This window comes from Oleiphilus sp. HI0066 (genome assembly GCF_001635725.1).
In genome coordinates this window covers 13,834-37,146 of sequence record NZ_LWFH01001211.1, presented here as the reverse complement: position 1 = coordinate 37,146, position 23,313 = coordinate 13,834, and the positions used below count along the sequence as shown (strand labels likewise).

Sequence of the window (23,313 nt, the reverse complement as noted above, 5' to 3'; positions counted from 1 at the left end):
AACATATATATAGCTTTACTGTGCATCGTTACTATTCCACCTAACGCCGCCAGCATGGGCGAGGAGCGATAGCGACGAGTCCAGCGCAGCGAATATGGCTGGCCTTGTTAAGCCTTTTAAAAATCACCCGAAGCGCCTCCGCCATCTGAGCTGCCACCACCAAAACCATCTGAGCGATTCCCACTGGCCAAACCTTTAAATACTGAGATTATCAAGAAACCTGCCAAACCAAGTAGAACCCAAAACAACGCTGGATTTTTCTTTTTATCTATTACAAGTGCGATTATTAAAGAAATAAGAGCGCCAATACCTCCGAGAATATACCACTTGTACCAATCGAAGAATGAAACCTCAACTGTAGTAGCGTCCACTATTTTCTCTACCCCAAGTTCAATACCGTCGGTAAAGTATTCATCTTTTAAGAGCGGTGCGATATCGTTGTCGATTATTGACTTCATGATCTCGTCATAATGATCGGGGTAACCCGCACCAAGCTCTATTCTAATCTTTCGGTCGTCAGTTGATACCAAAAACAAAACACCATTGTTTTGAGCTCGATTACCTACCCCCCAATCATTGAACAAGCCAGTAGCAAAAGATTCCCATGAGTAGTCGCCTGTTTTGTATGAGCGATAACTTTCAATAGTTAAAACGGTTATCTCGACGCCACTGTAATACTCTACATCTTCGAGTTCTTCTCGAAGTTTCTCTATAACCTCAAATTCAATGATATCGGCATAATCATTAACGTATTCATTGTTTGCTTCTGGGTAAGAAGCAAAGCAAGCAAAGGGCAAAAATATTAGGTATACAACGAGAAGTAAGTTTCGATTCATGCAAAATTCCCTTTAGGCTTAACAGCTTACTATACGGAATTCCGTATAAACCGCAGAGGACAAAGCGTCTTCACGATCATCAAAATTCCATTTTTGTTTAATTGATTCCATCACTTAAAGAGCACCCTATCATTAGAAATCAAGATTCTTTTTGCGCAAAAAGAAGACTTGGGTTTACACGGGTCCGTATAAATCCAGAGGCAATTTTTTAAGTAATTGTTTTATAAAACAATATCAGAAGGAAGCCGTAAAAAGACAGACTTATCTCACGGGTTTCATAGGAAGCGATCACCTTAAATCTTCGTGATTCCATTACACCTGTAAATTTATATAGTTTTTGAGCTCATTATTTGATGGTTTTATTGTTAGGTCGCAGGAACTGTTTCGAGGCTTTTGCATTACCATGTGTCTGCACCTCTCTAGAAGTGAGCATTGGTCATGAGGGGTAGTTGGGTCGGCTTTTGTCTAGTTCCGAGCATTACACTTTAAACAATAGATTGCCGCCTTCGCGGCAATGACGGACTGGAACGAAGGGATAACCCCGTCGAGCGCGCAAGCGATCCGGGTCGCCTTTTGGGGTGTTGGGGTCTTTGGCGAGACAAAGACCCCGACCTGCCGTCGGCCAGCGCCGACAGGAAAAGAAGAGTTAAGTTAAAGCCATCCCAGAAAACGCCCAATGACAGGTATTATCTAGCCCCGTGCTTTCCGCCTAAACAATAGATGATGCGCTCCGCTTACCCTTCGGGCCGCACTAAAGTGCGTTCTGGCAAAGCCAGTGAGCAGTTTGAGCGCATATTTAACGCAGTATTTGCAATTGGAATAGCTTTGAATGAGTTTTTAAGCGCGGTGCTCAGAAGCTAAGTACTCCTCACTCTGCATCTCAAGCAGTCGACTCTCCGTTCGCTCAAACTCAAAACTCAATCGACCACCTTCATACAAGGCATGAATCGGCGCTGCAGCTGAAATAATCAGCTTTACGTTTCGATCATAGAATTCATCGATCAGATTGATAAAGCGTCGAGCTTGATCGTCATTCTCTGAGCCCATTGTTGGAACATCGCTCAAAATAACAGCATGGAACTCGCGCGCGAGCTCGATGTAATCATTCTGACTTCTTGGGCCATCACATAGCTCCTTAAAGTCAAACCACACTACGTCATCAGCATGACGCAGAGCATTCAGCGGTCGCCCATTGATCGTCAACAACAACCCATGCTCACCCGCTTCTACGGCAAGTTGAGAGAAATATTTCTCAAGATTGATATCTGCTTGCGCATCTAGAGGGTGATGGAATAGTTCAGCTTGCTGCAGAGTACGCAAACGATAGTCTGTTCCACCATCGACATTGACCACTTCGGTGTGTTTATTCACTAAGGCGATCGCTGGTAGGAAACGAGCTCTCTGCAAGCCGTCCTTATACAAGCCGTCAGGTACGATGTTTGACGTACAAACCAAACTCACACCGCGTGCAAACAAGGCTTCCATCAAGCCCGCAAGAATCATTGCATCACCGATATCAGAAACAAAAAATTCATCGAAACAAATGATGCGTGTTTCATCAGCTAAACGATCAGCAACAACCAATAGCGGGTCAGGCGTGTCGTTAAGCGTGGTCAGTTCAGCATGGACGCGCTGCATAAAGCGGTGAAAGTGAATACGCATCTTGCGATCAAAAGGTAGGCTTTCATAAAAGTTATCCATCAAGTAAGTCTTACCACGACCTACTCCGCCCCAAAAATACAAACCTTTTACGGGTTCGATATTCTTCTTTTTGAACTTCCCAAAAAAACGATAGGTTTTCTTTGCTCTTTGCTTCTCATCTTCGATCAGCGCGTCATACAAAGATTGCAGCTTTTCAACAGCCATACGCTGTGCTGGATCTTCCATAAATCCATCTTTTTGTAGATCACGTTCATATCGCTGAATAGGAGAAAGAGACGCTAAAGACATAAAACAACTCACCGTAAGGATTAAAGACAATCAAAGGATTGCAGCTACAATAAAAACGGCGCATATTCTGCCGTGATGCAAAGAGAAAGGCCAATATTTCTCATATTCTTGGAAAGCATACTGAGCAGTGTTGTCATGTAAGACAAAGGGTTTTAGTATCCAATCACGTCAATTAAAGAAACAAGCAGGTTATTTGTGACAGAAACGAGCATTCAAGTTATCGCAGCGTTAGGTTTATTTAGCTTAGGATTAGTTATCGGCGTTCTCGTGCAACGAAGCACTAAAGGCGATGGCCGAAAGATTGCTCGCCTCCAAGCAAAACTCAACGAAACCGAAGAACGCTTTACGCGTTATCAAGCTGATGTAACTGCCCATTTCATGGACACTGCACGCAAGGTGCAAACACTGAATAAAAGCTACAAAGACGTTCACGAACAACTTGCGAGTGGTGCTCGTAAGTTGTGCGAAGATGACGAGATAGAAAGCGTGTTATCGCTAAGCTTCAACGCAAGCAAAACGCCCTCTCACCGAGGCCACACGATCGACATAGCTAATAATGACGTTACACCACCAATGGATTACGCACCGAAAGATAAGCCTGAAGAAGAAGGTACGCTGTCTGAGGGTTATGGCTTTGAAGGGCAACAAAATGCGCCTAATGAATTTAACGAAGATTTAGAGCAGCAATATAAAGGCGAAGAACAAAAACGCCCAACGTCTGACGCTTAAGCGTCAGACTGGATTATCGATATCAACAAAAACGAAATCGAGATCAAACTTATCCTGTAAATACTCACCTAGCGCTTTTGCGCCATATCGTTCGGTAGCATGATGGCCAGCCGAGATATAAGCCACTCCCGTTTCACGCGCAATGTGCACAGTCGGTTCTGAAATCTCACCACTGATATATGCATCTACACCAAGCGCTACCGCCTTATCAATCATGCTCTGCGCACCACCGGTACACCAAGCAACCGTTTTGATTTCTTTATCTGAAGCACCAATACTCAGCGCATCACGTCCCAACACAGCGCTCACATGCTTAGTTAAATCGCTTAACACCATAGGTGTTGGTAGAGAACCCACTAACCCAACACTAAACTTATTATCTGGTTCCATCCCGCCGCTGGTTTCGAAACCAAGCAAACGACCTAACTCAGCATTATTGCCCAGTGTAGGATGCACATCTAGCGGAAGGTGATACGCAAATAGATTAATATCGTGATCAAGTAAGGCCTTAATTCGATTGCGCTTAATACCCGTAATAGCCTCTGACTCACCTTTCCAGAAGTAACCGTGATGAACCAAGATCGCATCGGCGTTTTCTTTGATGGCAACATCAATTAGGTCTTGAGACGCAGTCACACCACCGACGATTTTTGAAATCTGACTAGCACCTTCGACTTGAAGACCATTTGGGCAATAGTCTCGAATGCTCGAGATACTGAGAAGGTCTGCTAAATATTTCTCTAACTCAATACGTTCGATCATTTCTTGCCCTCCGAAATCCCTAAGCCAATGCTTTCTTAAGCGCCACAATCATTTCTTCGTTTTGCTGGACGGTACCGACCGTTAATCGCAAACACTCAGCTAGTAGAGGATGCCCTCCATCCAAACACTTTATGAGCACGCCCTGAGTCTTCATTGCTTCAAAAACACTTCGTGCTCCACCATTACTGCAGCGCACGAGCACGAAATTCGCTTCGCTAGGGAAAACTTCCAGACCATCAATATCCGCCAAGGAAGCGAGTAACTCAGATCGAGCAGTCTTAAGCAACTCACATTGAGCCGCTAGTTTGTCGTAGTGCTTGATAGCTAAACTAGCACTGGCCTGTGTTAACACATTGATATTGTATGGCAAACGAAGCTTCTCAAATTCATTAAGCCAAGTACTGCTACCCACCATGAAGCCAAGGCGCAAACCTGCTAAACCGACCTTCGAGAAGGTTCGCATTACAACTACATTTGGGTAACGCGACACGTAAGACAATAAATCACTATCGGTAAATGCCATGTAGGCTTCATCAAGCACAACAAGGCCATTTGCGGCGTCGATAATTGCCTGCAAATCTTCTTCAGAGAACACATTGCCTGTCGGGTTATTGGGCGCAGCTAAAAAAATAACGGCTGGGTCATGCTCTTGAATTGCCGATAAGGTAGCGGCTAGATTAATTGAGAAATCGGCGTTCAGATCCACGCCAGTGTATGGCACACCAACAAAAGCCGAGATCATTTTGTACATCACAAAACTTGGCTCAACTGCCAACACGCCACGTTCAGGTGTAGCAAGCGCCATAGCTAGGATTTGGATAATTTCATCGGACCCGTTACCAAGCAATATGTCCAAATCAAAACCTGATTGCTCATGCAAAGCATCTAGCTTTAACAACTCGCGGATGCCTGCCTTTAACTCCGCGCAAGACGGATCAGGATAACGATTAACATCCAAACCTTTAAGTGTTTCGAACCATTCTTGTTGTAATTCACCGGGCCATAGATTGGGATTTTCCATGGCATCCATTTTCAACAAACCGGAAGAATCTGGAACATGATAAGAGTGCATCGCCCTGATTTCAGGTCGAACCAAGGTTTCAACAAGTGCTGCACTTTGAAGAGGAAGAGAATTAGACATATAACTACCTGCTTAAGGCTTGGCGTAGGCGTCGATCCTGTCATCACGACGCCCTATCAAATTTATTCTTTAATACGATATTCCGCAGAACGTGCGTGCGCTTCAAGACCTTCTCCGCGCGCCAATACAGACGCTACCTTGCCTTGATCACTCGCCCCTTGCTCAGAGAAGTAGATCAACGATGAGCGTTTCTGGAAGTCATACACACCTAGAGGAGATGAAAAACGCGCGGTTCCCGAAGTTGGTAGAACGTGGTTTGGCCCGGCGCAATAATCGCCTAAGGCCTCAGCCGTATAACGCCCCATAAAGATCGCCCCTGCATGCTTAATATGCTGAGCTAAGGCTTCTGGATCTTCAACCGACAACTCTAAGTGCTCTGGCGCGATGGTGTTACTAACTTCAGCCGCTTGCTCAAGAGATTCAACCTGAATTAATGCCGCTCTATCCTCGATGGATGCACGAATAATATCTTTGCGCTCCATGCCATCGATTAGCTTATTGATACTAGATTCGACAGCATCGAGATAATCAGCATCGTCTGAGATCAAAATTGATTGCGCATTTTCGTCGTGTTCTGCTTGAGAGAACAGATCCATCGCAATCCAATCAGGGTCGGTCTTACCGTCACAAATAACAAGAATCTCGGAAGGACCTGCGATCATATCAATACCGACTTGGCCAAAGACTTCACGCTTCGCTGTGGCAACAAAGATGTTTCCTGGGCCAACAATTTTATCAACCGCTGGAATCGTCTCTGTACCATACGCTAATGCTGCAACAGCTTGTGCACCACCGATCGTGAATACGCGATCTACGCCACAGACAGCTGCAGCCGCCAGCACAAGCTGATTCACCTCGCCGCCTGGAGTAGGCACCACCATCACGACTTCTTCAACACCAGCAACCTTCGCTGGAATCGCATTCATCAACACAGATGATGGATAAGCCGCTTTACCACCCGGAACGTACAATCCAGCACGATCTACAGGCAAAACTCGTTGACCAAGTTTGGTACCATCCGCCTCAGTAAATTCCCAAGAACTGCCACCCTGCGCTTGTTTTTCATGATAACTACGTACACGCGCTGCAGCTTGTTGCAGAGCTTCGCGTTGATCCGTAGGCAAGCCTTCTAAAGCTTCTTGCAAACGAGATTGAGGCATTTCAAGTTCTGACAATGCGCTAGCTCCAACTTGATCGAAGCGATTCGTCAACTCAAGAACAGCTTCGTCGCCGCGCTTACGCACATCTGAGATAATATCTTTAACTGTACGATGCACAGACTCATCAAGCGCCTCATCCCAAGCGACTAGATCTGCCAGCTTGTCATTAAAATCCGAATCTTTCGAACTTAAGCGTTTGATAGTTAACATAAAATCTCCAAAAACAACTTCTATTTCTCAACAACTACAGGCGTTTCTCAACAGCCTTTGCAAGCAACTCAATAATTGGTTGGATTTGTGCGTGCTTCATTTTCATAGACGCACGATTAACAACTAAGCGAGTACTAATATCGTGAATATGTTCGCGTGGCTCTAGACCATTGGCTTTGAGCGTGTTTCCTGTATCGACGATATCAACGATCTCATCAGCAAGATCAAGTATCGGAGCGAGTTCCATTGCACCATACAATTTAATTATGTCGGCTTGAACGCCCTGTTCCGCGTAAAACTTCTTCGCCAAATTAACGAACTTCGTTGCAACTCGAATTCGACCGGCTGGCGTGTCTTCGCCTTTCTTACCGGCTGTCATCAAACGACACTTAGCAATATGCAGATCTAAAGGCTCATACAAACCTTCAGCGCCGTGCTCCATTAGCACGTCTTTACCTGTCACACCGATATCAGCACCACCATACTGAACATAAGATGGAACATCAGTCGCGCGAATAATAATGAACTTAATATTTTCTACCGTTGTATCAAAAATTAGCTTACGACTAGAGCTTAAGTCCTCTAGAGGCTCAACACCCGCTTCCGCTAACAACGGTAAGGTTTCTTTCAAAATACGCCCTTTAGATAGAGCGATGATCAATGAATCAGACATTCTTTAAATCCGCTATGCAATCAATAAAACCGAGCATTAACCCGGTAGACGCTGGATTTTACCGCCCAGCAATTGCAGTTTTTCTTCAATACATTCGTAACCACGATCGATGTGGTATATGCGATCAACTAAGGTGTTTCCATCAGCCAGTAATCCTGCGATTACAAGACTTGCAGAAGCACGCAAATCTGTTGCCATAACCGGCGCTGCATGAAGTTTTTCAACGCCTGTAATAATCGCAGTGTTGCCTTCGACCTTAATATCAGCGCCCATACGCTGTAGCTCTTGCACGTGCATGAAACGATTTTCAAAAATTGTTTCGGTAATTGAGCCTGAACCTTCAGCGACGCAATTCATTGATACGAATTGCGCTTGCATATCCGTGGGAAAAGCAGGATAAGGCGCTGTTTTAACCGAAACTGCTTTCGGACGTTTACCCTTCATATCTAGTTCGATCCAGTCTTCACCCGTTGTGATTTCTGCACCCGCTTCTTCAAGCTTAACTAATACAGCATCTAGTAAATCTGCTCGTGTATCTTTTAGTTTAACGCGACCGCGTGTTGCTGCTGCTGCAACGAGGTATGTTCCAGTCTCTACACGATCCGGCATTACGTCATAATGCGTGCCTTTTAGGCTCTCGACACCTTCCACTTCAATAACATCAGTACCATGGCCTGTGATCTTGGCACCCATTGCGATCAAGCATTCTGCCAAATCGACAACTTCTGGCTCTCTCGCAGCGTTTTTCAGGATCGTTTTGCCTTCAGCAAGCGCAGCAGCCATTAATAAGTTTTCAGTACCTGTTACGGTGATGACATCGAATACGATGGTTGCGCCTTTCAAGCGTCCATTTGAGCTTGCCTTGATATAGCCATCTTCAACTACTATATCCGCACCCATTGCCTGCAAACCTTTGATGTGCAGATCAACAGGTCGACTACCAATTGCACATCCGCCTGGTAACGAAACATGTGCTTTACCGAAATGAGCTAGCAAAGGACCAAGCACCAAGATAGAGGCGCGCATAGTTTTGACTAGATCATAGGGCGCAGTTAAGTCTTGAATCGTTGTCGCATTGACTTCGACGCTCAATTTCTCGTCAATCAATAACTCAACGCCCATACGTCCCATCAATTCAATCATCGTGGTGATGTCATGAAGATGTGGCAAGTTGCCAATCGAAACAGGTTCATCGGCGAGCAAAGTTGCCGCGAGAATTGGTAAGGCTGCGTTTTTTGCGCCAGAGATGCGAATTTCGCCATCTAACGCGACACCGCCGCCAATCATTAATTTATCCATAGTTGCCTTGTCGTTTTAACTCGAATCGCTTAGCTGTTTTGTTCAGCCCATTCTTCAGGAGTGTAGGTTTGCATAATCACCGCGTGGATCGTTCCATCAACGATATGAGCATTTAAACATCCGTAAACGAGTTGTTGCCTTTTTACTTTATTGAGGCCTGCGAACTCTTGACCAACAGCTCTGAGCTGATAGTGATAACCATCTGTTTCAACAACGACATCCATTTCAGGGTATTGCGCTTTGACGAGCGCTTCAACTTCGCTTGCTTGCATACAAACAACCTGTAAATCTTAAAAATATAGAGAAGAATCGGCCGCGTATGATACAGGATTCACAGCAAGCACTAAAGAAGAAGCTAAGAATTTAGCTTTAAAAGAAAAGAAAGGCCTAATGGCTGAAAATAAACTCCATGCCGCCTACTCGCGCCATATCGAATAAACGAGACGGAGCATTAACAAAATTAAGCTCAACACCGCATTGCTTTGCCGTGCGCAAGAGGCACAAACAGAGTGAAAGTACTTCACTATTGAATGTAGTCAGGTTTTCTAAATTAAGCGACATTGCTGCTGCAGAAGAGGATTTAACATACTCTTCAAGCTGCGTTCTCGCTTCAATAGTTTGTCCACGATCAAACTCGCCGCTTAATACAAGCTCGCTATCTGACATCGAAACCTGAAACATTAGCTCTCTTGCACCTCAGCCTGACTTGCAACAACTTCATCTACATCAATATTTAAATCGACTGACCAGTTGGCAATAACCTCATCTACGTCTCCTTTGCGCAAACGCATTTGAGCTTCGAACTTATCTCTGAAAGCCAAACCTATATTGATACCAAAAACAATAACGTTCTCCATCAACCATTGATCGCTTTTGTTTTTGTACATTGAATACGTTACTGGGTAGACATTTCCGCTTTGCGTAATCACTTCCATATCGACGGAAGCACGCTTATCACTGCGAGGATTCATCGTTGCCTTAACCACCTTCATATTGAAGGATCCTTGCTCGATAATAGCTCTCGTATAACTCTGAAATAAACTTGACTTAAAAGCTTCGACAAAGCGATTACGCTGATCTTTATCTGCACGTTTTGCATATTTTCCCATCACGCGCGCAGCAATTCGACGAAAATCGATAATACCACTGATAGCCTTTTCCATGTTCGCGTAGAACACTTCTGGGTTTGTTTCGTAACCCTCTTTTTCCGCTTCAAAGGTCGCCAATATCTGAGCAACATTTTGCTCAACCGCTTGCTTTACAACATCCGATTCATCCGCATGAACCTTAGCTGTGAACATGGCAACGAGAAGGAAAACAATACCCGCCAATCGTGCACTAAACATATTTTATCTCTTAAATGTCTGCTTGACCCGATGCGAATGCACCGATCAATTTTTCAAGATTTAAGGCTGACTGCGTATCAAAAATAGTATCGCCGTCTTGCAGATACTCTTCATCAGCACCAACACTTATTGCGACAAACTTATCTCCTAACAACCCAGAGGTTTGAATTGACGCAACACTATCAGTCGTCAAGTTATCGACTTCGGCGTAAATTTCCATTTCCACCAAAGCCATTGCAGATTCTTTATCAAGACTTACATCGCTCACGCGACCTATCGCCACACCAGCCATCGAGACACGTCCACGAACAGACAGACCACCCAGATCATCAAATTGGGCATAGACTTTGTACGAGTCTTTTTGTGAATCGAGCGACAGGCCACTAACTTGCAGTGCGAGAAATATCAGAGCGGCCATTCCTGCGACCATAAACAATCCCACAACTAATTCGACTGATTTGTTATACATACATATTCTCATTTAGTTCCATCAAAGCGATCTTTACAGACCACCGAACATCACTGCAGTAAGCAGAAAGTCTAGACCAAGGATAGCTAATGACGAATAAACGACCGTTTTGGTCGTCGCATTACTAATTCCTTCAGAAGTTGGAATCAGATCATAACCTTGAAAAACCGCGATCCAAGTTACAACCAAACCAAACACTACAGCTTTTATCATGCCATTGAGCACGTCAGCATCAAACTCAACTGCCGACTGCATATTTGACCAGAACGCACCATCGTATACGCCTAACCAGTCGACACTCACAAGCATCCCACCGAAAATCCCAACTGCGCTAAAAATTGCAGCTAGTATTGGCAAAGAAATAAAACCCGCCCAAAAACGCGGTGCAATAATATGACGCATCGGGTCAACACCCATCATTTCAAGACTCGATAACTGCTCCGTTGCTTTCATCAACCCGATCTCTGCCGTTAAAGCAGAACCAGCTCGCCCAGCAAAAAGAAGCGCAGTCACGACAGGCCCCAACTCCCTTACAAGTGTTAACGCGACCATTTGCCCTACCGCTTGCTCTGAGCCGTAGTCCACCAAAATGCTATAGCCCTGAAGGCCGATAACCATGCCGATAAACATGCCAGAAACAATGATAATAATGAGAGAGAGCACCCCGACCTGATAGAACTGTTTCACCAACAGCCCCGTCCCTTTACGAGTGAAACTTAAGCCCATAATGGCGCGCAATAAAAACACGCCTGAACGACCGAGAGCCGAAATAAATTCAATACCTGTACGCCCGAGCTTTTGAATGGACTTAACCACGACTACCCCCTAAACCGAGCAGGTCTGAATCATCCACACCAAGCAAGTCATCTTTATAATCTCGCGCAGGAAAATGAAATGGCACAGGCCCGTCAGGTAAACCGTTAACAAATTGCTTAACTAAGGCAGAATCAGAACGACGTAATTCTTCAGGAGAGCCCGCTCCAATCACGCGACCATCGGCAATAACAATCGCGTGATCACAAATACTCAATGACTCAGCAATATCATGAGAAACAAGAACGCTCGTTAGGCCTAGGGTGTCGTTTAATAAACGAATTAGCTGCACAAGAACTCCCATTGCGATCGGGTCCTGCCCCGCAAAAGGCTCGTCATACATAATTAAGGCAGGATCAAGAACGATTGAACGCGCGAGAGCAACACGACGAGTCATACCTCCAGAAAGCTCTGAAGGCTTCATATCACGCGCACCACGCAAACCCACAGCATTGAGCTTCATGATCACGATGTCACGAATCATATCCTCAGGAAGTTTAGTGTGGGCACGCAAAGGAAACGCGACGTTTTCATAGACGGTCAGATCAGAAAAAAGCGCCCCACTCTGAAAAAGCATGCCCATTTTGGCGCGCGCTTTAAATAACTCGTCGCGACCTAAGGTTTGGAAGTCTTGGCCATCTACCAATACTCGACCACCCTCTGGTCGCAGCTGACCACCAATGAGCTTGAGGAGTGTTGTTTTACCAATACCACTAGGCCCCATAATCGCCGTCACTTTTCCTCTCGGAATGCTCAGACTGAGGCCATTGAAGATTTTTCTATACCCGCGGGAGAAGCTAAGATTTTCGACTTCTATATAGGAGGACAAGCGATTTCCTAATTTATTCTAGTGTTCCTTTGAGGCGTCTGATTGTAGCGACCTCAAGAAAGCATTTACAAGTAAAAACTAAACAAAGCAATTACAGGTCTTATTACTTGCACTGTACCGGTAAGTCTCGCAAAATGCGCGCTTTAACAAAACCTTATAAGAGCAATACCCATTGTTAGTATTCAGTTTAGCCGTAATTATCGGTTTGATAATTTTAATTTGGAGTGCGGACAAATTTGTTGAAGGTGCGGTAGCCACGGCACTCAACCTTGGCATGACACCGATGCTTGTTGGTCTAACCATCGTCGCATTTGGCACATCCGCTCCCGAGCTTATCGTATCAGGCATGGCAGCCCTCGAAGGAGCCAGCACACTCGCCGTTGGAAACGCTTTCGGCTCCAACATTGCGAACATAGCACTAGTGCTCGGTGTAACTACGCTCATTTCTGCTATTCCGATTAAGCTCGGAATACTAAAAATTGAACTACCTATACTTTTGATCGCAACAGCGCTCGCAACGATTGTTATCATTGACGGCCTGCTCGATTTCAACGATGGCTTGATCCTTATTGGCATACTCCTCATCTCGCTCATCGCACTCGCTAAACTCTCTTCCTCTTCTTCAGAATTACCTGAGGAAGTACAAGACAATGAACCCATGGCTCAAACCAAAGCGATCACGATTTTGGTCGGAAGCATTGCAGCCCTTATCTTAAGTTCAAGAATGCTCGTTTGGGGGGCAAGTGGCATAGCAAGTTCGCTTGGAATTAGCGATTTGATCATCGGTTTAACCATTGTCGCGATAGGTACAAGCTTGCCCGAATTAGCGGCATCGATTGCTAGCGCATTGAAGGGTCACCATGACCTTGCTCTTGGCAATATCATCGGCTCTAACTTATTTAACCTACTCGCAGTGCTAGCCATCCCAGCACTGATTGCACCGCCATTTATCGAGCAAGCAAACTTGATTCGCGACTATGGATTCATGTTCACGCTCACTTTCGGCCTTGCTCTTGTATGTTTTATCAACCACCTCTTTAAACGAGAGAAAATTGGAAAACTTGCCGGCACAGTGATGCTAAGCAGCTATATTATCTACCTATTCGTTCTTTATCAGGATTCAGCCAGCACAATTGCATGAATTATATAGACTCTGGAAAACGTACAATTGAAATCGAGCGCGATGCAGTAAACGCTTTGCTCGAACGAATCGATAGCTCATTCGAAAAAGCTTGTGAGTTAATGCTTCAGTGCTCTGGCCGAATTGTTGTGACAGGCATGGGCAAATCAGGTCATATCGCCAACAAAATTGCAGCCACTTTAGCAAGCACAGGCACACCTGCATTTTTCGTTCACCCCGGTGAAGCAAGCCATGGCGATCTAGGCATGATCACCAAACAAGATGTTGTGCTTGCCATTTCTAACTCGGGCCAGACGGAAGAAGTGGTAACTATTCTTCCTCTAATCAAACGCATGGGCGCGCCACTCATCAGCATGACAGGCAAGCAAAGCTCCGCACTCGCGACAGCTAGTGATGTTTCATTAGATATAAGCATCAGCAAAGAAGCTTGCCCCCTGGGACTTGCCCCAACATCAAGTACAACCGTGACGCTAGCCCTTGGTGACGCGCTTGCTGTTGCACTTCTTGAAGCTAGAGGCTTTTCAGAAGAAGACTTTGCCTTCTCTCATCCAGGCGGAAGCCTTGGGCGTAAGTTGCTATTGACTGTGGAGCAACTGATGCACACAGGTGACAGAATTCCAGAAGTCAGCCCTGCTACACCCCTGACCGAAGGGCTATTTGAAATATCGGATAAAGGCTTTGGCCTCACAGCGATTGTGAATGATGCTAACGAGATTCAAGGCCTCTTCACAGACGGCGACCTTCGACGCGCCTTTGATGACAAGCTAGATCTTCACAACACAGAGATCTCAAAAGTAATGACCAAGAACTGCAAAACGATTCAGTCTAAGGCGCTCGCCGCCGAAGCATTGCAAGTCATGGAAGAATACAAGATCACAGGGCTTTTGGTATCTGATGAAGAGAACAAACTAGTTGGCGTGATCCATATGCACGACCTTTTGAAAGCGGGTGTCGTATGAACCATTCAATAAACGAAGCAGCGAAAAATGCTGCAAACAAGATCAAACTTTTAGGTCTCGACGTTGATGGCGTATTAAGCGACGGAAAAATTGTTTTTTCTGCTCAAGGCGACGAGCTAAAAGCGTTTTGCACACTCGACGGCCACGGCATTAAGCTCCTCCAACAAAACGGTATTGAAGTTGCCATTATTACGGGCAGGAACTCGCCTCTTGTCGCCCGCAGAGCAAGAGACTTAGGTATCAAGCATTTAGTTCAAGGACGCGAAGACAAAAAGATTGCACTTGATGATATTCGCCAAGAATTGGGACTCGACTGGGAGCAATGCGCCTATATGGGAGATGATTTGCCTGACCTATCTGCCATCAAGCACTGCGGCCTTGGCATCACCGTCCCGAACGCGCATAGCTTTGTGAAAGAACATGCAGACATGTGCACACAAACAAGCGGAGGCCATGGCGCCGTAAGAGAGGCATGCGACTTCATACTATCAGCGCAAGGTTTACTCGACGACATTCATCAATCATTTTTAAAAAAGTGATATGAGCAAAACCTTTAAACGATCAAAATTCTCATTATTGGCGGTCATCTTACTGGTCGGGGTAAGCCTGTTCTACACCAGCGACATTACACAAACTGAGACGCCAGAACTATTCAGCAATGAAAAGAAACCTTTTGCTTTCGCTAACAATACCTACCTACGGGAATTCGGAGAATCAGGCGAACTAGAACTAGAAGTCAAAGCAGATAAGTCTCTCTACTTTAAAGATGATGCCCTGATTACGACAGAATCTCCAACCATTTGGTATACCAATGAGCAAGGCGACAAATTAAGACTTAACGCAGAATCAGGGCAATTTAACGCCGATACTGGAAACCTATATCTAGAGGATCGGGTCAAGCTTTCTCGTACTAGCTCAGAAGGACAAATCACAACAATCCTTACCCAAGACCTGAATATCGATACACGCAATGACTTTATATCTACTGATCGCGAAGTTAGTATTACTCAGGATAAAAGCACGCTTAAATCTATCGGATTAGAAGCATCGCTCAACGATCGAAAAATCGAACTCTCTCAACGCGTTAGAGGTATTTATGACTTGGCGAATTAATAGCCTAGCTCTAGTCACTTTATTTTTACTCACTGCCACGCACAATGCTCACAGCATTGACGTAGATCGAACCCAACCTATTGAAATTGAATCCGACAGTGCCGTGATCGATGATTCACAGGGTTTTTCGACCTATCGCGGCAACGTTATCATTCGCCAGGGTTCGACAACACTCACCGCAGATAACATCAGTGTTTTTGCTCGTGAACGCGCCGTAACACAAATCATTGCGAATGGTACACCCGCGACATTCAAGCAAACAGACGCCAGTAGCAATATTCAAAACACCAGCGGCCAAGCTGAACAAATCACGTATAAAGCAAAAGATGCTGTTTTGATTTTTAACGGCAACGCCACACTCGCCCAGGACACCAATTCGTTTTCCGGAAATCGCATTGAATACGACATCATGGACAAAGCAATTCGCGCCAAAGGGGATCAAGATAGTGGCAAACGAGTGAAGATTCAGTACTTCCCTCAAGCATCTGAGCCTTCAAGTGAAAACTCCGATTCACAAACCAACGACAATCTAGACCAAGCGAATCCTAATGAAGACACTTCAAGCTAAGCATCTTGCTAAAGCCTACAAAAAACGACAAGTTGTTATCGACGTATCGCTTGAAATCAAAACAGGACAAATTGTTGGCTTGCTTGGTCCGAACGGCGCGGGTAAGACTACCTGCTTTTACATGATCGTTGGCCTAGTATCCAAGGATAAGGGCCAAATCCTCATTGATGACAGAGACATTAGCAACATGCCAATGCATGGGCGCGCAAAAGCCGGTATTGGTTACTTACCACAAGAAGCATCAATATTTCGAAAACTTACTGTATATGAAAATATTCTGAGCGTTCTGCAAACGAGAAAAGAATTAAGCAAGGCCGAACAACGCGAAAAAGCCGATCAATTACTAAAAGAATTTCATATAGAACATATTCGCGACAGCCAAGGTATGGCTTTATCCGGGGGCGAGCGCCGTCGCGTCGAGATTGCGAGAGCTCTCGCAATGGAGCCAGATTTCATTCTACTAGATGAACCTTTTGCAGGGGTTGATCCAATTTCAGTAAGCGACATCAAGCAAATAGTGCGACAAGTTCGCGACCGAGATATTGGCGTACTTATCACCGACCACAACGTGAGAGAGACCTTAGACATTTGCGAACAAGCCTATATTGTTGGCAATGGACACATCATTGCATCAGGCTCGTCTGAGCAAGTATTAGAGAACAAAAAGGTGCGCGAGGTTTACCTTGGCGATGAATTTACAATTTAAAACCAAATTCCCTGTGCAATTACCAGTGAAAAAAGGTTTAACTAAGTTCATCAAAAACTCGTTCAAATTCTTCTCGGAAGTTCTTAAAATAGAAGATATGACATTACGTGCTGGACAAGCACATAGAGAATTCGTTCGACAATGACAAAAACACTGAAAAAGTTAGGATGACCGACTGATGGTAATGAAGGCATCCCTACAACTCAAAATGGGGCAAAGTCTTACAATGACGCCCCAGCTGCAGCAGGCTATTAAACTGCTTCAGCTATCGACTCTAGATCTTCAGGCGGAAATCCAAGAAGCATTGGAATCAAACCCAATGCTAGAAATGATTGAAGACAGTCCTGAGACGCCAAATAGCGAGTCAGAGCAAAATTCAAAAAATGAACAATCTAGCGAAGTATCAAATTCAGAAGTCGAGCCATCACGAGATCTTCACGAAAGCGAACGCGATGAATTTAGCGATTCGATACCAACCGATTTACCTGTCGATACTGCATGGGAAGACATCTACCAAACAAGTGGCCCAGCAAGCTCTGGCACAATGCCAGATGAGAACGACAGCGATTTCGAAAGCAGAAATTCAATTAGCGAGTCTCTGAATGATCACCTGCTATGGCAACTTAATCTAACACCATTTTCTGACCGCGATCGTTTAATTGCAGAAACAATTATTGATGCGATTGACATGGAAGGCTATCTACAAAATACCATTGAAGATATTCATCAAGGTCTATTTAACGAAGAAGATGAAGATCCAGTCGAACTAGAAGAAGTTCACGCAGTTCTGAAGCGTGTTCAACATTTTGACCCAGCAGGCGTGGGCGCAAAAGACCTTCAAGAATGTCTAATGCTTCAGTTACGTCAACTAGATCCCGACACTGAGTGGCTACCGCAAGCCAAGCTTGTCGTCAGCCACTATATCAATCTGCTGGGTAGTCGCGATTACGCACAGCTCATCAGAAGAAGTCGTCTTAAAGAAGACGATTTGAAAGAAGTTCTTCGCTTGATCCAATCGCTAAACCCTCGCCCAGGCGAGTCAGTGATTCAAGCGGAACCAGAATACGTTGTTCCCGACGTCGTGGTGAAAAAGGTAAATGGGCGCTGGAAAGTAGAGCTCAATCCAGAAATCGCACCTAAGATTCGCGTAAACAACAGCTACGCTGGCTTTATAAAACGTGCAGATAATAGCAACGACAACAACTTCATGAAGGACCAACTTCAAGAAGCTAAGTGGTTTATAAAAAGCCTCCAAAGCAGAAACGAGACTTTGCTCAAAGTTGCAAGCAAAATTGTTGCACATCAACAAGGCTTTTTAGACTATGGTGAAGAAGCAATGAAACCGCTTATTCTCCATGATATAGCCCAAGCAGTTGATATGCATGAATCCACAATTTCTCGCGTAACAACGCAAAAGTATATGCACACACCGCGTGGCATCTTTGAGCTGAAGTACTTCTTCTCAAGCCATGTTGGGACGACTTCTGGCGGCGAATGCTCATCGACGGCAATACGCGCTATCATTAAAAAATTAATTGCTGCTGAAAATCCTAAGAAACCTCTTAGCGACAGCAAAATTGCAGACCTACTCAAAGATCAAGGCATTAACGTTGCTCGCCGTACTATTGCAAAGTACCGCGAAGCGATGTCAATCCCGCCTTCTAACGAAAGGAAGCGTTTAATGTAAGAAGCTGTATATTCGCAAGACTTGTTAGAAGCATCCGCGGAAATTTCTTCCGCAAAAAACCAACAAGGAGACATTTATGCAAGTAAACATCACCGGTCACCACGTTGAACTAACAGATTCAATGAAAAACTACGTTACTGACAAGCTAGAGAAGCTTGAGCGTCACGTGGACGGTATAACAAATGTGCAGGTCACCCTTTCAGTGGAAAAGCTAAGACAAATTGCGGAAGCCACACTTCACATTAGCGGCGCAGACATTCACGGTACTGCAGAAGACGAAGATATGTATACATCTATCGATAAGCTTATAGACAAGCTTGATCGACAGATACTGAAACACAAAGAAAAACAAGTTGCGCGCTCGCATGGGGCCGTGTAGCTACTCGTAGTATTGGAAGAAAAATGAACGAAGGTTCAATTACTATTAGCTCTATTCTTGTTCCGGGACTGACTCGCGTCAGTTTCCCGGGCACTAGCAAGAAAAAAACACTAGAGCATATCGCAGCTGCAATTTCACAAGAAATCCCCGAGCTGTCTGAAGAAGATTTATTCGAAAATCTAATTGCCCGTGAGAAATTAGGTAGCACTGGAATCGGACAAGGAATTGCCATCCCTCACAGCAGAATGTTGAGATGCTCAAAAGTCATAGGCGCATTATTTACACTTGAACAAGATATCGCGTTTGACGCAATCGACAACCAACCAGTTAATCTACTGTTTGTTCTGATCGTTCCTAAAGAAGCAAGCAGCGAACATTTAGAGTTACTTAGCCAAATAGCGGAAAGATTTAATGACTCTTCTTTTTGCAATAAACTACGTGCTGCATCATCTGATTCTGAGCTTTATACGTTAATGACTGAAAGCTAACTGCCTTACTGTGGAGGCACCATGAAACTCGTAATTATTAGTGGCCGATCGGGCTCAGGTAAGAGTACTGCCCTCCATGTTTTAGAAGACTTAGGCTATTACTGCATCGACAACCTACCTGTCGGTTTGCTCTTAGAGCTTGGCTCACAATCAGCAAGACAAACAGATGAGCGCTTGGCAAAAGTTGCCGTGAGCATTGATGCCCGCAACCTACAAAGCGGCATAGAAAACTTCCCTGCTTTTTATCAAGCCTTTCAAAATCAGAATATCGAAACAGACATTATCTTTCTTGACGCGGATAGCGAAACACTCATAAAGCGCTTTCATGCGACACGAAGAAAACACCCTTTAAGCTCTCCCGACATTTCCTTAAGCGAAGCCATCAACAAAGAGAGCGTTTTATTAGAACCCATTTCCAGGCAGGCTGACCTCAATATAAATACAAGCGACATGTCTTTGTATGAATTGCGTGACCATATCAAACTACGAGTAGCAGGCAGAGCTACACAAGAAATGGCCCTACTATTCCAATCGTTTGGATTCAAACACGGCGTGCCTAGCGATGCAGATTATGTTTTTGACGTTCGATGCCTCCCTAATCCGTACTGGGACCCATCTCTACGCGTATTCACGGGGCTCGACAAACCTGTTGAAGATTTCTTAAGTTCACATTCAGAAGTCGAGGAAATGGAGTCTTCAATTATTACTTTCCTCGACAAGTGGATTGATCAATTCGCCTCAAATAACCGCAGCTATATGACAATTGCCATTGGCTGCACAGGCGGCCAGCATCGTAGCGTTTATTTATGCGAAAAAATCGGAGCATACTTTAAGCAATCTCACAAAAGCGTGTTGATTCGCCACAAAGAACTATCCGCTCCAATGAAAACCCAATAAAATAAATTCTAAGAAAACACTGAGACTTCAAAGGGAATCGAATGCTTCGCGAAACTGTCGAAATTATCAATGATCTTGGACTGCATGCCCGAGCAGCAGCCAAATTCGTGGAATGCACCGGTCATTTTGAAAGCAGTTTTACCATCACAAAAGACGATAGAGAAGTTGACGGAAAAAGCATCATGTCTGTCATGATGCTTGCAGCCAGCAAGGGCACCCAGATAACGATTACTGTTGATGGCGCGGATGAAGAGCAAGCCATGAATGCCTTGAAAACATTGATCAATAATCGGTTTGATGAAGAAAGTTAACTCTAATTCGTTATAACTTATCCTATTAAGCCATTGTTTTCTTAAGAAATTAATCAACCGATCTGCACGCCATACGCTATACTCATAGCTTAAACAAACTTTCGGCGTTCCCATGGCAAGCTACTCTAACAATCAGACACCAGAGCAACACTGGCGCTCCATTTCGGATGCCATTGAAGCCGGCTCTCTGAAGCAAGTAGCTCGCATTATTAATAAGAGCTTATCGACGAGCGATGTCGCTCACCTCATCGAGTCTTCTCCACCTAAACAGCGTAATATTATTTGGCAGCTCGTCGATGATGATTATCGCGGAGAGGTTCTTCAAGACCTAAGCGAAGACGTCCAAGCCTATTTCTTGAGCAAGTTAAATGCGCAAGAACTTATCGACGCCACCGAAGATCTCGATACAGATGACCTAGCAGACATACTGCAGAACCTACCTGAAGCTGTCATTGGCGAAGTCCTAGACTCCATGGACAGCCAAGACCGGGAACGTGTCGAGGAAGTCCTCGCCTACGAGGAAGATACTGCCGGTGGCCTGATGAACACCGACACGGTAACTATCCGTGCGGACATCACAATGGACGTTGTTCTGCGCTACTTGCGAAGACACCGAAGCCTACCCGAGATGACAGATAGTCTTCTCGTTGTTAGCCGAAATGGTGTTTTGGTCGGTATCCTTCCACTAACTACGATGTTGGTATCTAGCCCAAGTGCTACGGTTCGTGAGGTCATGGAAACAGACATCACGACAATCAACGTCAATATGCCAGATAGCGAAGTCGCGAATGTATTCGAACGTCAGGACTTGGTCACCGCACCAGTCGTGAACGACGATAATATATTGCTTGGGCGTATCACCATTGATGACGTGGTTGATGTCATTAGGGATGATGCTGATCACTCATTGATGAGTATGGCGGGGCTCGACGAGGATGAAGACACCTTCGCACCGGTGAAGCAAACAACCAAAAGGCGCGCTGTTTGGCTGGGCATAAACTTAGTCACCGCCTTTATTGCCTCTGCCGTGATTGGCATGTTTGAGGGTACTATTGAAAAAGTCGTGGCACTGGCTGTACTAATGCCAATCGTTGCCAGTATGGGCGGCATAGCAGGAAGCCAAACTCTTACACTTGTGATACGTGGTATGGCAGTCGGTCAAATCAGTAGTGGCAACTTAAAGTGGCTACTCAATCGCGAGTTCACTGTGAGCATGATTAACGGCGCATTATGGGCTGCCGTGGTTTCAGGCCTCGCAATGCTATGGTTCAAAGACATCACGATCGGAATCGTAATCGCATCAGCCTTAATGATTAATCTCGTTGTAGCCGCTATAGCAGGTACCGTACTCCCCTACTTTTTGAAATCGCGCGACATTGATCCAGCACTCGCAGGTGGCGTGATCTTGACTACTATCACTGATGTTGTAGGCTTCCTCTCCTTTTTAGGCCTAGCCTCAATCGCCTACGCATAAATTTGATCACAGGTACTTTATGAGTCAGCACGACCCATTCGATAGCAACAACGAAGATTTCGACGAAGACATTAAAAGTCGTAGCCAAATTAAACGCGAGATGGAAGCGTTACAAGCAATCGGCAAGCAGCTTTGTGAATTAAAAGCTTCCCACCTTGAACAAGTACCTATCTCAGAAGAATTAGAAGAAGGCATCACGACCTACAAACGCATCTCGTCACGGGAAGCCAAAAGACGCCAATTACAGTACATTGGCAAAGTCATGCGCAACCAAGACATTGATGCAATTCAGACAGTACTCGATCGATTCGATACATCTAGCGATATATACGCGAAACGCTTACATATGCTCGAAGCTTGGAGAGAAAGACTGATCAACGAAGGTAATGCGGCATTAACTGAATTCGTCGAAAAACACCCAAGCGTTGAGATACAGACATTACGCCAGCTTGTGAGAAACGCGAATAAAGATCGTCAAAACGAAAAGAATACCGGCGCAGCCAAAAAGCTTTTCAAGTTCTTGAAGCAATACGAAGAAGATATTCTGAATTAAATCGTAGCGCTCTATAAAACTACAAAGCGCAGCAGTAAAGACTAAAGACGCTTATGCTGGGCAATTGGCATCTTTTTGCGGATCTCGGATAAAAAGGAAAGATCTAAGTTCGCAACTATAATATCCGGCTCATGATTGGCTGATGCCAAAATATTCCCATCGGGATCAATGATCATACTGTTCCCCCAAGTACGGCGGCCCTTTTGGTGCTCTCCGCATTGATTTGCAGCCAACACAAAGCTTTGTGTCTCTATTGCACGAGCACGAAGCAATAACTCCCAATGACGACTCCCTGTCGCATAAGTAAAGGCCGAAGGAACAGTTATCAATTGAACACCCTGCTTCGCGTAATGCTGATAAAGCTCAGAAAACCTTAAGTCATAGCAAATGCTTAAGCCGAGCCCAACGCCCTCTATATAAACAACCTTTGGGTCATCCCCCGCGCAATAGGTATCTGACTCACGATAAGCCCCAACGCCATCATCTACATCCACATCAAAAAGATGGATTTTGTCGTAGTATTCAGTGTCTTTTTCTGGTGCAATCACGAAACTACGAGCGTAATACTTCCCCTCGCCATTCTCGACTGGAATTGAGCCACAAATGAGCGTCATATTTGTCTTGTTGCTCAAAGATTGAAACTGCTCAATACAAGCATCCACATGCGGAGCAAATTGCGCTAATGCACTTTGCCCAAAACAGAGAAAGTTTTCTGGAAATAAAACGAGCCGAGCACCTGAGGCACTGGCCTCTTCGATATACATCAAGGCATTATTGAAATTACTGCGCCAGTCGTCTGAACTATTCATTTGCACGACCG

Annotated in this window: 28 protein-coding genes; 14 read left to right on the top strand and 14 right to left on the bottom strand. The window is 44.9% G+C overall.

The window, feature by feature from the left end; translation table 11 throughout:
* Positions 1-116 precede the first annotated feature (116 nt).
* Positions 117-836: a YgcG family protein gene (locus tag A3738_RS16770; protein ID WP_068502538.1), complete on the bottom strand. Its 720-nt coding sequence runs from the start codon at positions 834-836 to the stop codon at positions 117-119.
* Between the two features lie 837 nt (positions 837-1,673).
* Positions 1,674-2,786: a cell division protein ZapE gene (gene zapE / locus A3738_RS16765; protein ID WP_068476211.1), complete on the bottom strand. Its 1,113-nt coding sequence runs from the start codon at positions 2,784-2,786 to the stop codon at positions 1,674-1,676.
* A 195-nt stretch (positions 2,787-2,981) separates the two neighbouring features.
* Here zapE and A3738_RS16760 point away from each other — a divergent pair, with 195 nt between their 5' ends.
* Positions 2,982-3,515, top strand: coding sequence for a YhcB family protein (locus A3738_RS16760; protein WP_068476210.1), 534 nt, complete (start codon positions 2,982-2,984; stop codon positions 3,513-3,515).
* Between the two features lie 3 nt (positions 3,516-3,518).
* Here the strand turns inward: A3738_RS16760 and A3738_RS16755 are convergent, their stop codons facing one another.
* From A3738_RS16755 to A3738_RS16705, 11 genes are all read right to left on the bottom strand, one after another.
* Positions 3,519-4,277, bottom strand: coding sequence for a Nif3-like dinuclear metal center hexameric protein (locus tag A3738_RS16755; protein ID WP_068476209.1), 759 nt, complete (start codon positions 4,275-4,277; stop codon positions 3,519-3,521).
* A gap of 19 nt (positions 4,278-4,296) precedes the next feature.
* Positions 4,297-5,418 carry a histidinol-phosphate transaminase gene (hisC, locus tag A3738_RS16750; RefSeq protein ID WP_068476208.1) on the bottom strand — a complete coding sequence of 374 codons (1,122 nt, stop codon included), beginning with the start codon at positions 5,416-5,418 and terminating at the stop codon, positions 4,297-4,299.
* A 62-nt stretch (positions 5,419-5,480) separates the two neighbouring features.
* Complete coding sequence (hisD, locus tag A3738_RS16745) at positions 5,481-6,788, bottom strand: histidinol dehydrogenase (RefSeq protein WP_068476207.1); 1,308 nt, start codon at positions 6,786-6,788, stop codon at positions 5,481-5,483.
* Between the two features lie 34 nt (positions 6,789-6,822).
* Positions 6,823-7,461, bottom strand: coding sequence for an ATP phosphoribosyltransferase (gene hisG / locus A3738_RS16740; protein ID WP_068476206.1), 639 nt, complete (start codon positions 7,459-7,461; stop codon positions 6,823-6,825).
* Between the two features lie 36 nt (positions 7,462-7,497).
* On the bottom strand, positions 7,498-8,760 hold the full coding sequence (gene murA, locus A3738_RS16735) for a UDP-N-acetylglucosamine 1-carboxyvinyltransferase (RefSeq protein WP_068476205.1): 1,263 nt from the start codon (positions 8,758-8,760) through the stop codon (positions 7,498-7,500).
* A gap of 29 nt (positions 8,761-8,789) precedes the next feature.
* Entirely contained in the window at positions 8,790-9,032 is a 243-nt protein-coding gene (locus A3738_RS16730; RefSeq protein WP_068475162.1) for a BolA family protein, read from the bottom strand.
* Between the two features lie 115 nt (positions 9,033-9,147).
* Positions 9,148-9,441: an STAS domain-containing protein gene (locus tag A3738_RS16725; RefSeq protein ID WP_068475094.1), complete on the bottom strand. Its 294-nt coding sequence runs from the start codon at positions 9,439-9,441 to the stop codon at positions 9,148-9,150.
* Positions 9,441-10,106: a phospholipid-binding protein MlaC gene (locus A3738_RS16720; RefSeq protein ID WP_068475091.1), complete on the bottom strand. Its 666-nt coding sequence runs from the start codon at positions 10,104-10,106 to the stop codon at positions 9,441-9,443. Before A3738_RS16720 ends, A3738_RS16725 begins: the two co-directional genes overlap by 1 nt.
* Before the next feature lie 10 nt (positions 10,107-10,116).
* Positions 10,117-10,575, bottom strand: a complete 459-nt coding sequence (gene mlaD, locus A3738_RS16715; protein ID WP_068475088.1) for an outer membrane lipid asymmetry maintenance protein MlaD — start codon at positions 10,573-10,575, stop codon at positions 10,117-10,119.
* Between the two features lie 33 nt (positions 10,576-10,608).
* Entirely contained in the window at positions 10,609-11,391 is a 783-nt protein-coding gene (gene mlaE, locus A3738_RS16710) for a lipid asymmetry maintenance ABC transporter permease subunit MlaE (RefSeq protein WP_068502536.1), read from the bottom strand.
* Positions 11,384-12,217, bottom strand: coding sequence for an ABC transporter ATP-binding protein (locus A3738_RS16705; protein ID WP_068476095.1), 834 nt, complete (start codon positions 12,215-12,217; stop codon positions 11,384-11,386). The genes mlaE and A3738_RS16705 overlap by 8 nt, the downstream gene beginning before the upstream one ends.
* Before the next feature lie 172 nt (positions 12,218-12,389).
* Between A3738_RS16705 and A3738_RS16700 the strand changes: the two genes are divergently transcribed.
* The 13 genes from A3738_RS16700 (at position 12,390) to yjgA (ending at position 22,493) form a co-directional block, all read left to right on the top strand.
* On the top strand, positions 12,390-13,358 hold the full coding sequence (locus tag A3738_RS16700) for a calcium/sodium antiporter (protein ID WP_068476096.1): 969 nt from the start codon (positions 12,390-12,392) through the stop codon (positions 13,356-13,358).
* Positions 13,355-14,317, top strand: a complete 963-nt coding sequence (locus tag A3738_RS16695; protein ID WP_068476097.1) for a KpsF/GutQ family sugar-phosphate isomerase — start codon at positions 13,355-13,357, stop codon at positions 14,315-14,317. The genes A3738_RS16700 and A3738_RS16695 overlap by 4 nt, the downstream gene beginning before the upstream one ends.
* Positions 14,314-14,856: an HAD family hydrolase gene (locus tag A3738_RS16690; RefSeq protein WP_068476098.1), complete on the top strand. Its 543-nt coding sequence runs from the start codon at positions 14,314-14,316 to the stop codon at positions 14,854-14,856. Before A3738_RS16695 ends, A3738_RS16690 begins: the two co-directional genes overlap by 4 nt.
* A gap of 1 nt (position 14,857) precedes the next feature.
* Positions 14,858-15,430, top strand: a complete 573-nt coding sequence (gene lptC / locus A3738_RS16685; protein WP_068476099.1) for an LPS export ABC transporter periplasmic protein LptC — start codon at positions 14,858-14,860, stop codon at positions 15,428-15,430.
* Entirely contained in the window at positions 15,414-15,998 is a 585-nt protein-coding gene (gene lptA, locus A3738_RS16680) for a lipopolysaccharide transport periplasmic protein LptA (RefSeq protein WP_068502532.1), read from the top strand. Before lptC ends, lptA begins: the two co-directional genes overlap by 17 nt.
* Positions 15,979-16,704 (top strand): LPS export ABC transporter ATP-binding protein, encoded by a 726-nt coding sequence (gene lptB / locus A3738_RS16675; RefSeq protein ID WP_068476101.1) that lies wholly within the window; start codon positions 15,979-15,981, stop codon positions 16,702-16,704. The genes lptA and lptB overlap by 20 nt, the downstream gene beginning before the upstream one ends.
* 184 nt (positions 16,705-16,888) lie before the next feature.
* A complete protein-coding gene (locus A3738_RS16670; protein WP_068476179.1) occupies positions 16,889-18,391 on the top strand; it encodes an RNA polymerase factor sigma-54 in 1,503 nt (500 codons plus the stop codon).
* A gap of 76 nt (positions 18,392-18,467) precedes the next feature.
* A complete protein-coding gene (gene hpf, locus A3738_RS16665; RefSeq protein ID WP_068475009.1) occupies positions 18,468-18,770 on the top strand; it encodes a ribosome hibernation-promoting factor, HPF/YfiA family in 303 nt (100 codons plus the stop codon).
* Between the two features lie 23 nt (positions 18,771-18,793).
* Entirely contained in the window at positions 18,794-19,258 is a 465-nt protein-coding gene (gene ptsN, locus A3738_RS16660) for a PTS IIA-like nitrogen regulatory protein PtsN (RefSeq protein WP_068476102.1), read from the top strand.
* Positions 19,259-19,279: 21 nt separating this feature from the next.
* Entirely contained in the window at positions 19,280-20,155 is an 876-nt protein-coding gene (gene rapZ / locus A3738_RS16655; protein ID WP_068476103.1) for an RNase adapter RapZ, read from the top strand.
* 41 nt (positions 20,156-20,196) lie between these two features.
* Positions 20,197-20,466, top strand: coding sequence for an HPr family phosphocarrier protein (locus tag A3738_RS16650; protein WP_068476104.1), 270 nt, complete (start codon positions 20,197-20,199; stop codon positions 20,464-20,466).
* A 112-nt stretch (positions 20,467-20,578) separates the two neighbouring features.
* Positions 20,579-21,940 carry a magnesium transporter gene (gene mgtE / locus A3738_RS16645; RefSeq protein ID WP_068476105.1) on the top strand — a complete coding sequence of 454 codons (1,362 nt, stop codon included), beginning with the start codon at positions 20,579-20,581 and terminating at the stop codon, positions 21,938-21,940.
* Between the two features lie 19 nt (positions 21,941-21,959).
* A complete protein-coding gene (yjgA, locus tag A3738_RS16640; protein WP_068476106.1) occupies positions 21,960-22,493 on the top strand; it encodes a ribosome biogenesis factor YjgA in 534 nt (177 codons plus the stop codon).
* 41 nt (positions 22,494-22,534) lie between these two features.
* Here the strand turns inward: yjgA and A3738_RS16635 are convergent, their stop codons facing one another.
* Positions 22,535-23,302, bottom strand: a complete 768-nt coding sequence (locus tag A3738_RS16635) for a carbon-nitrogen hydrolase family protein (protein WP_197469578.1) — start codon at positions 23,300-23,302, stop codon at positions 22,535-22,537.
* Between the last annotated feature and the right edge of the window lie 11 nt (positions 23,303-23,313).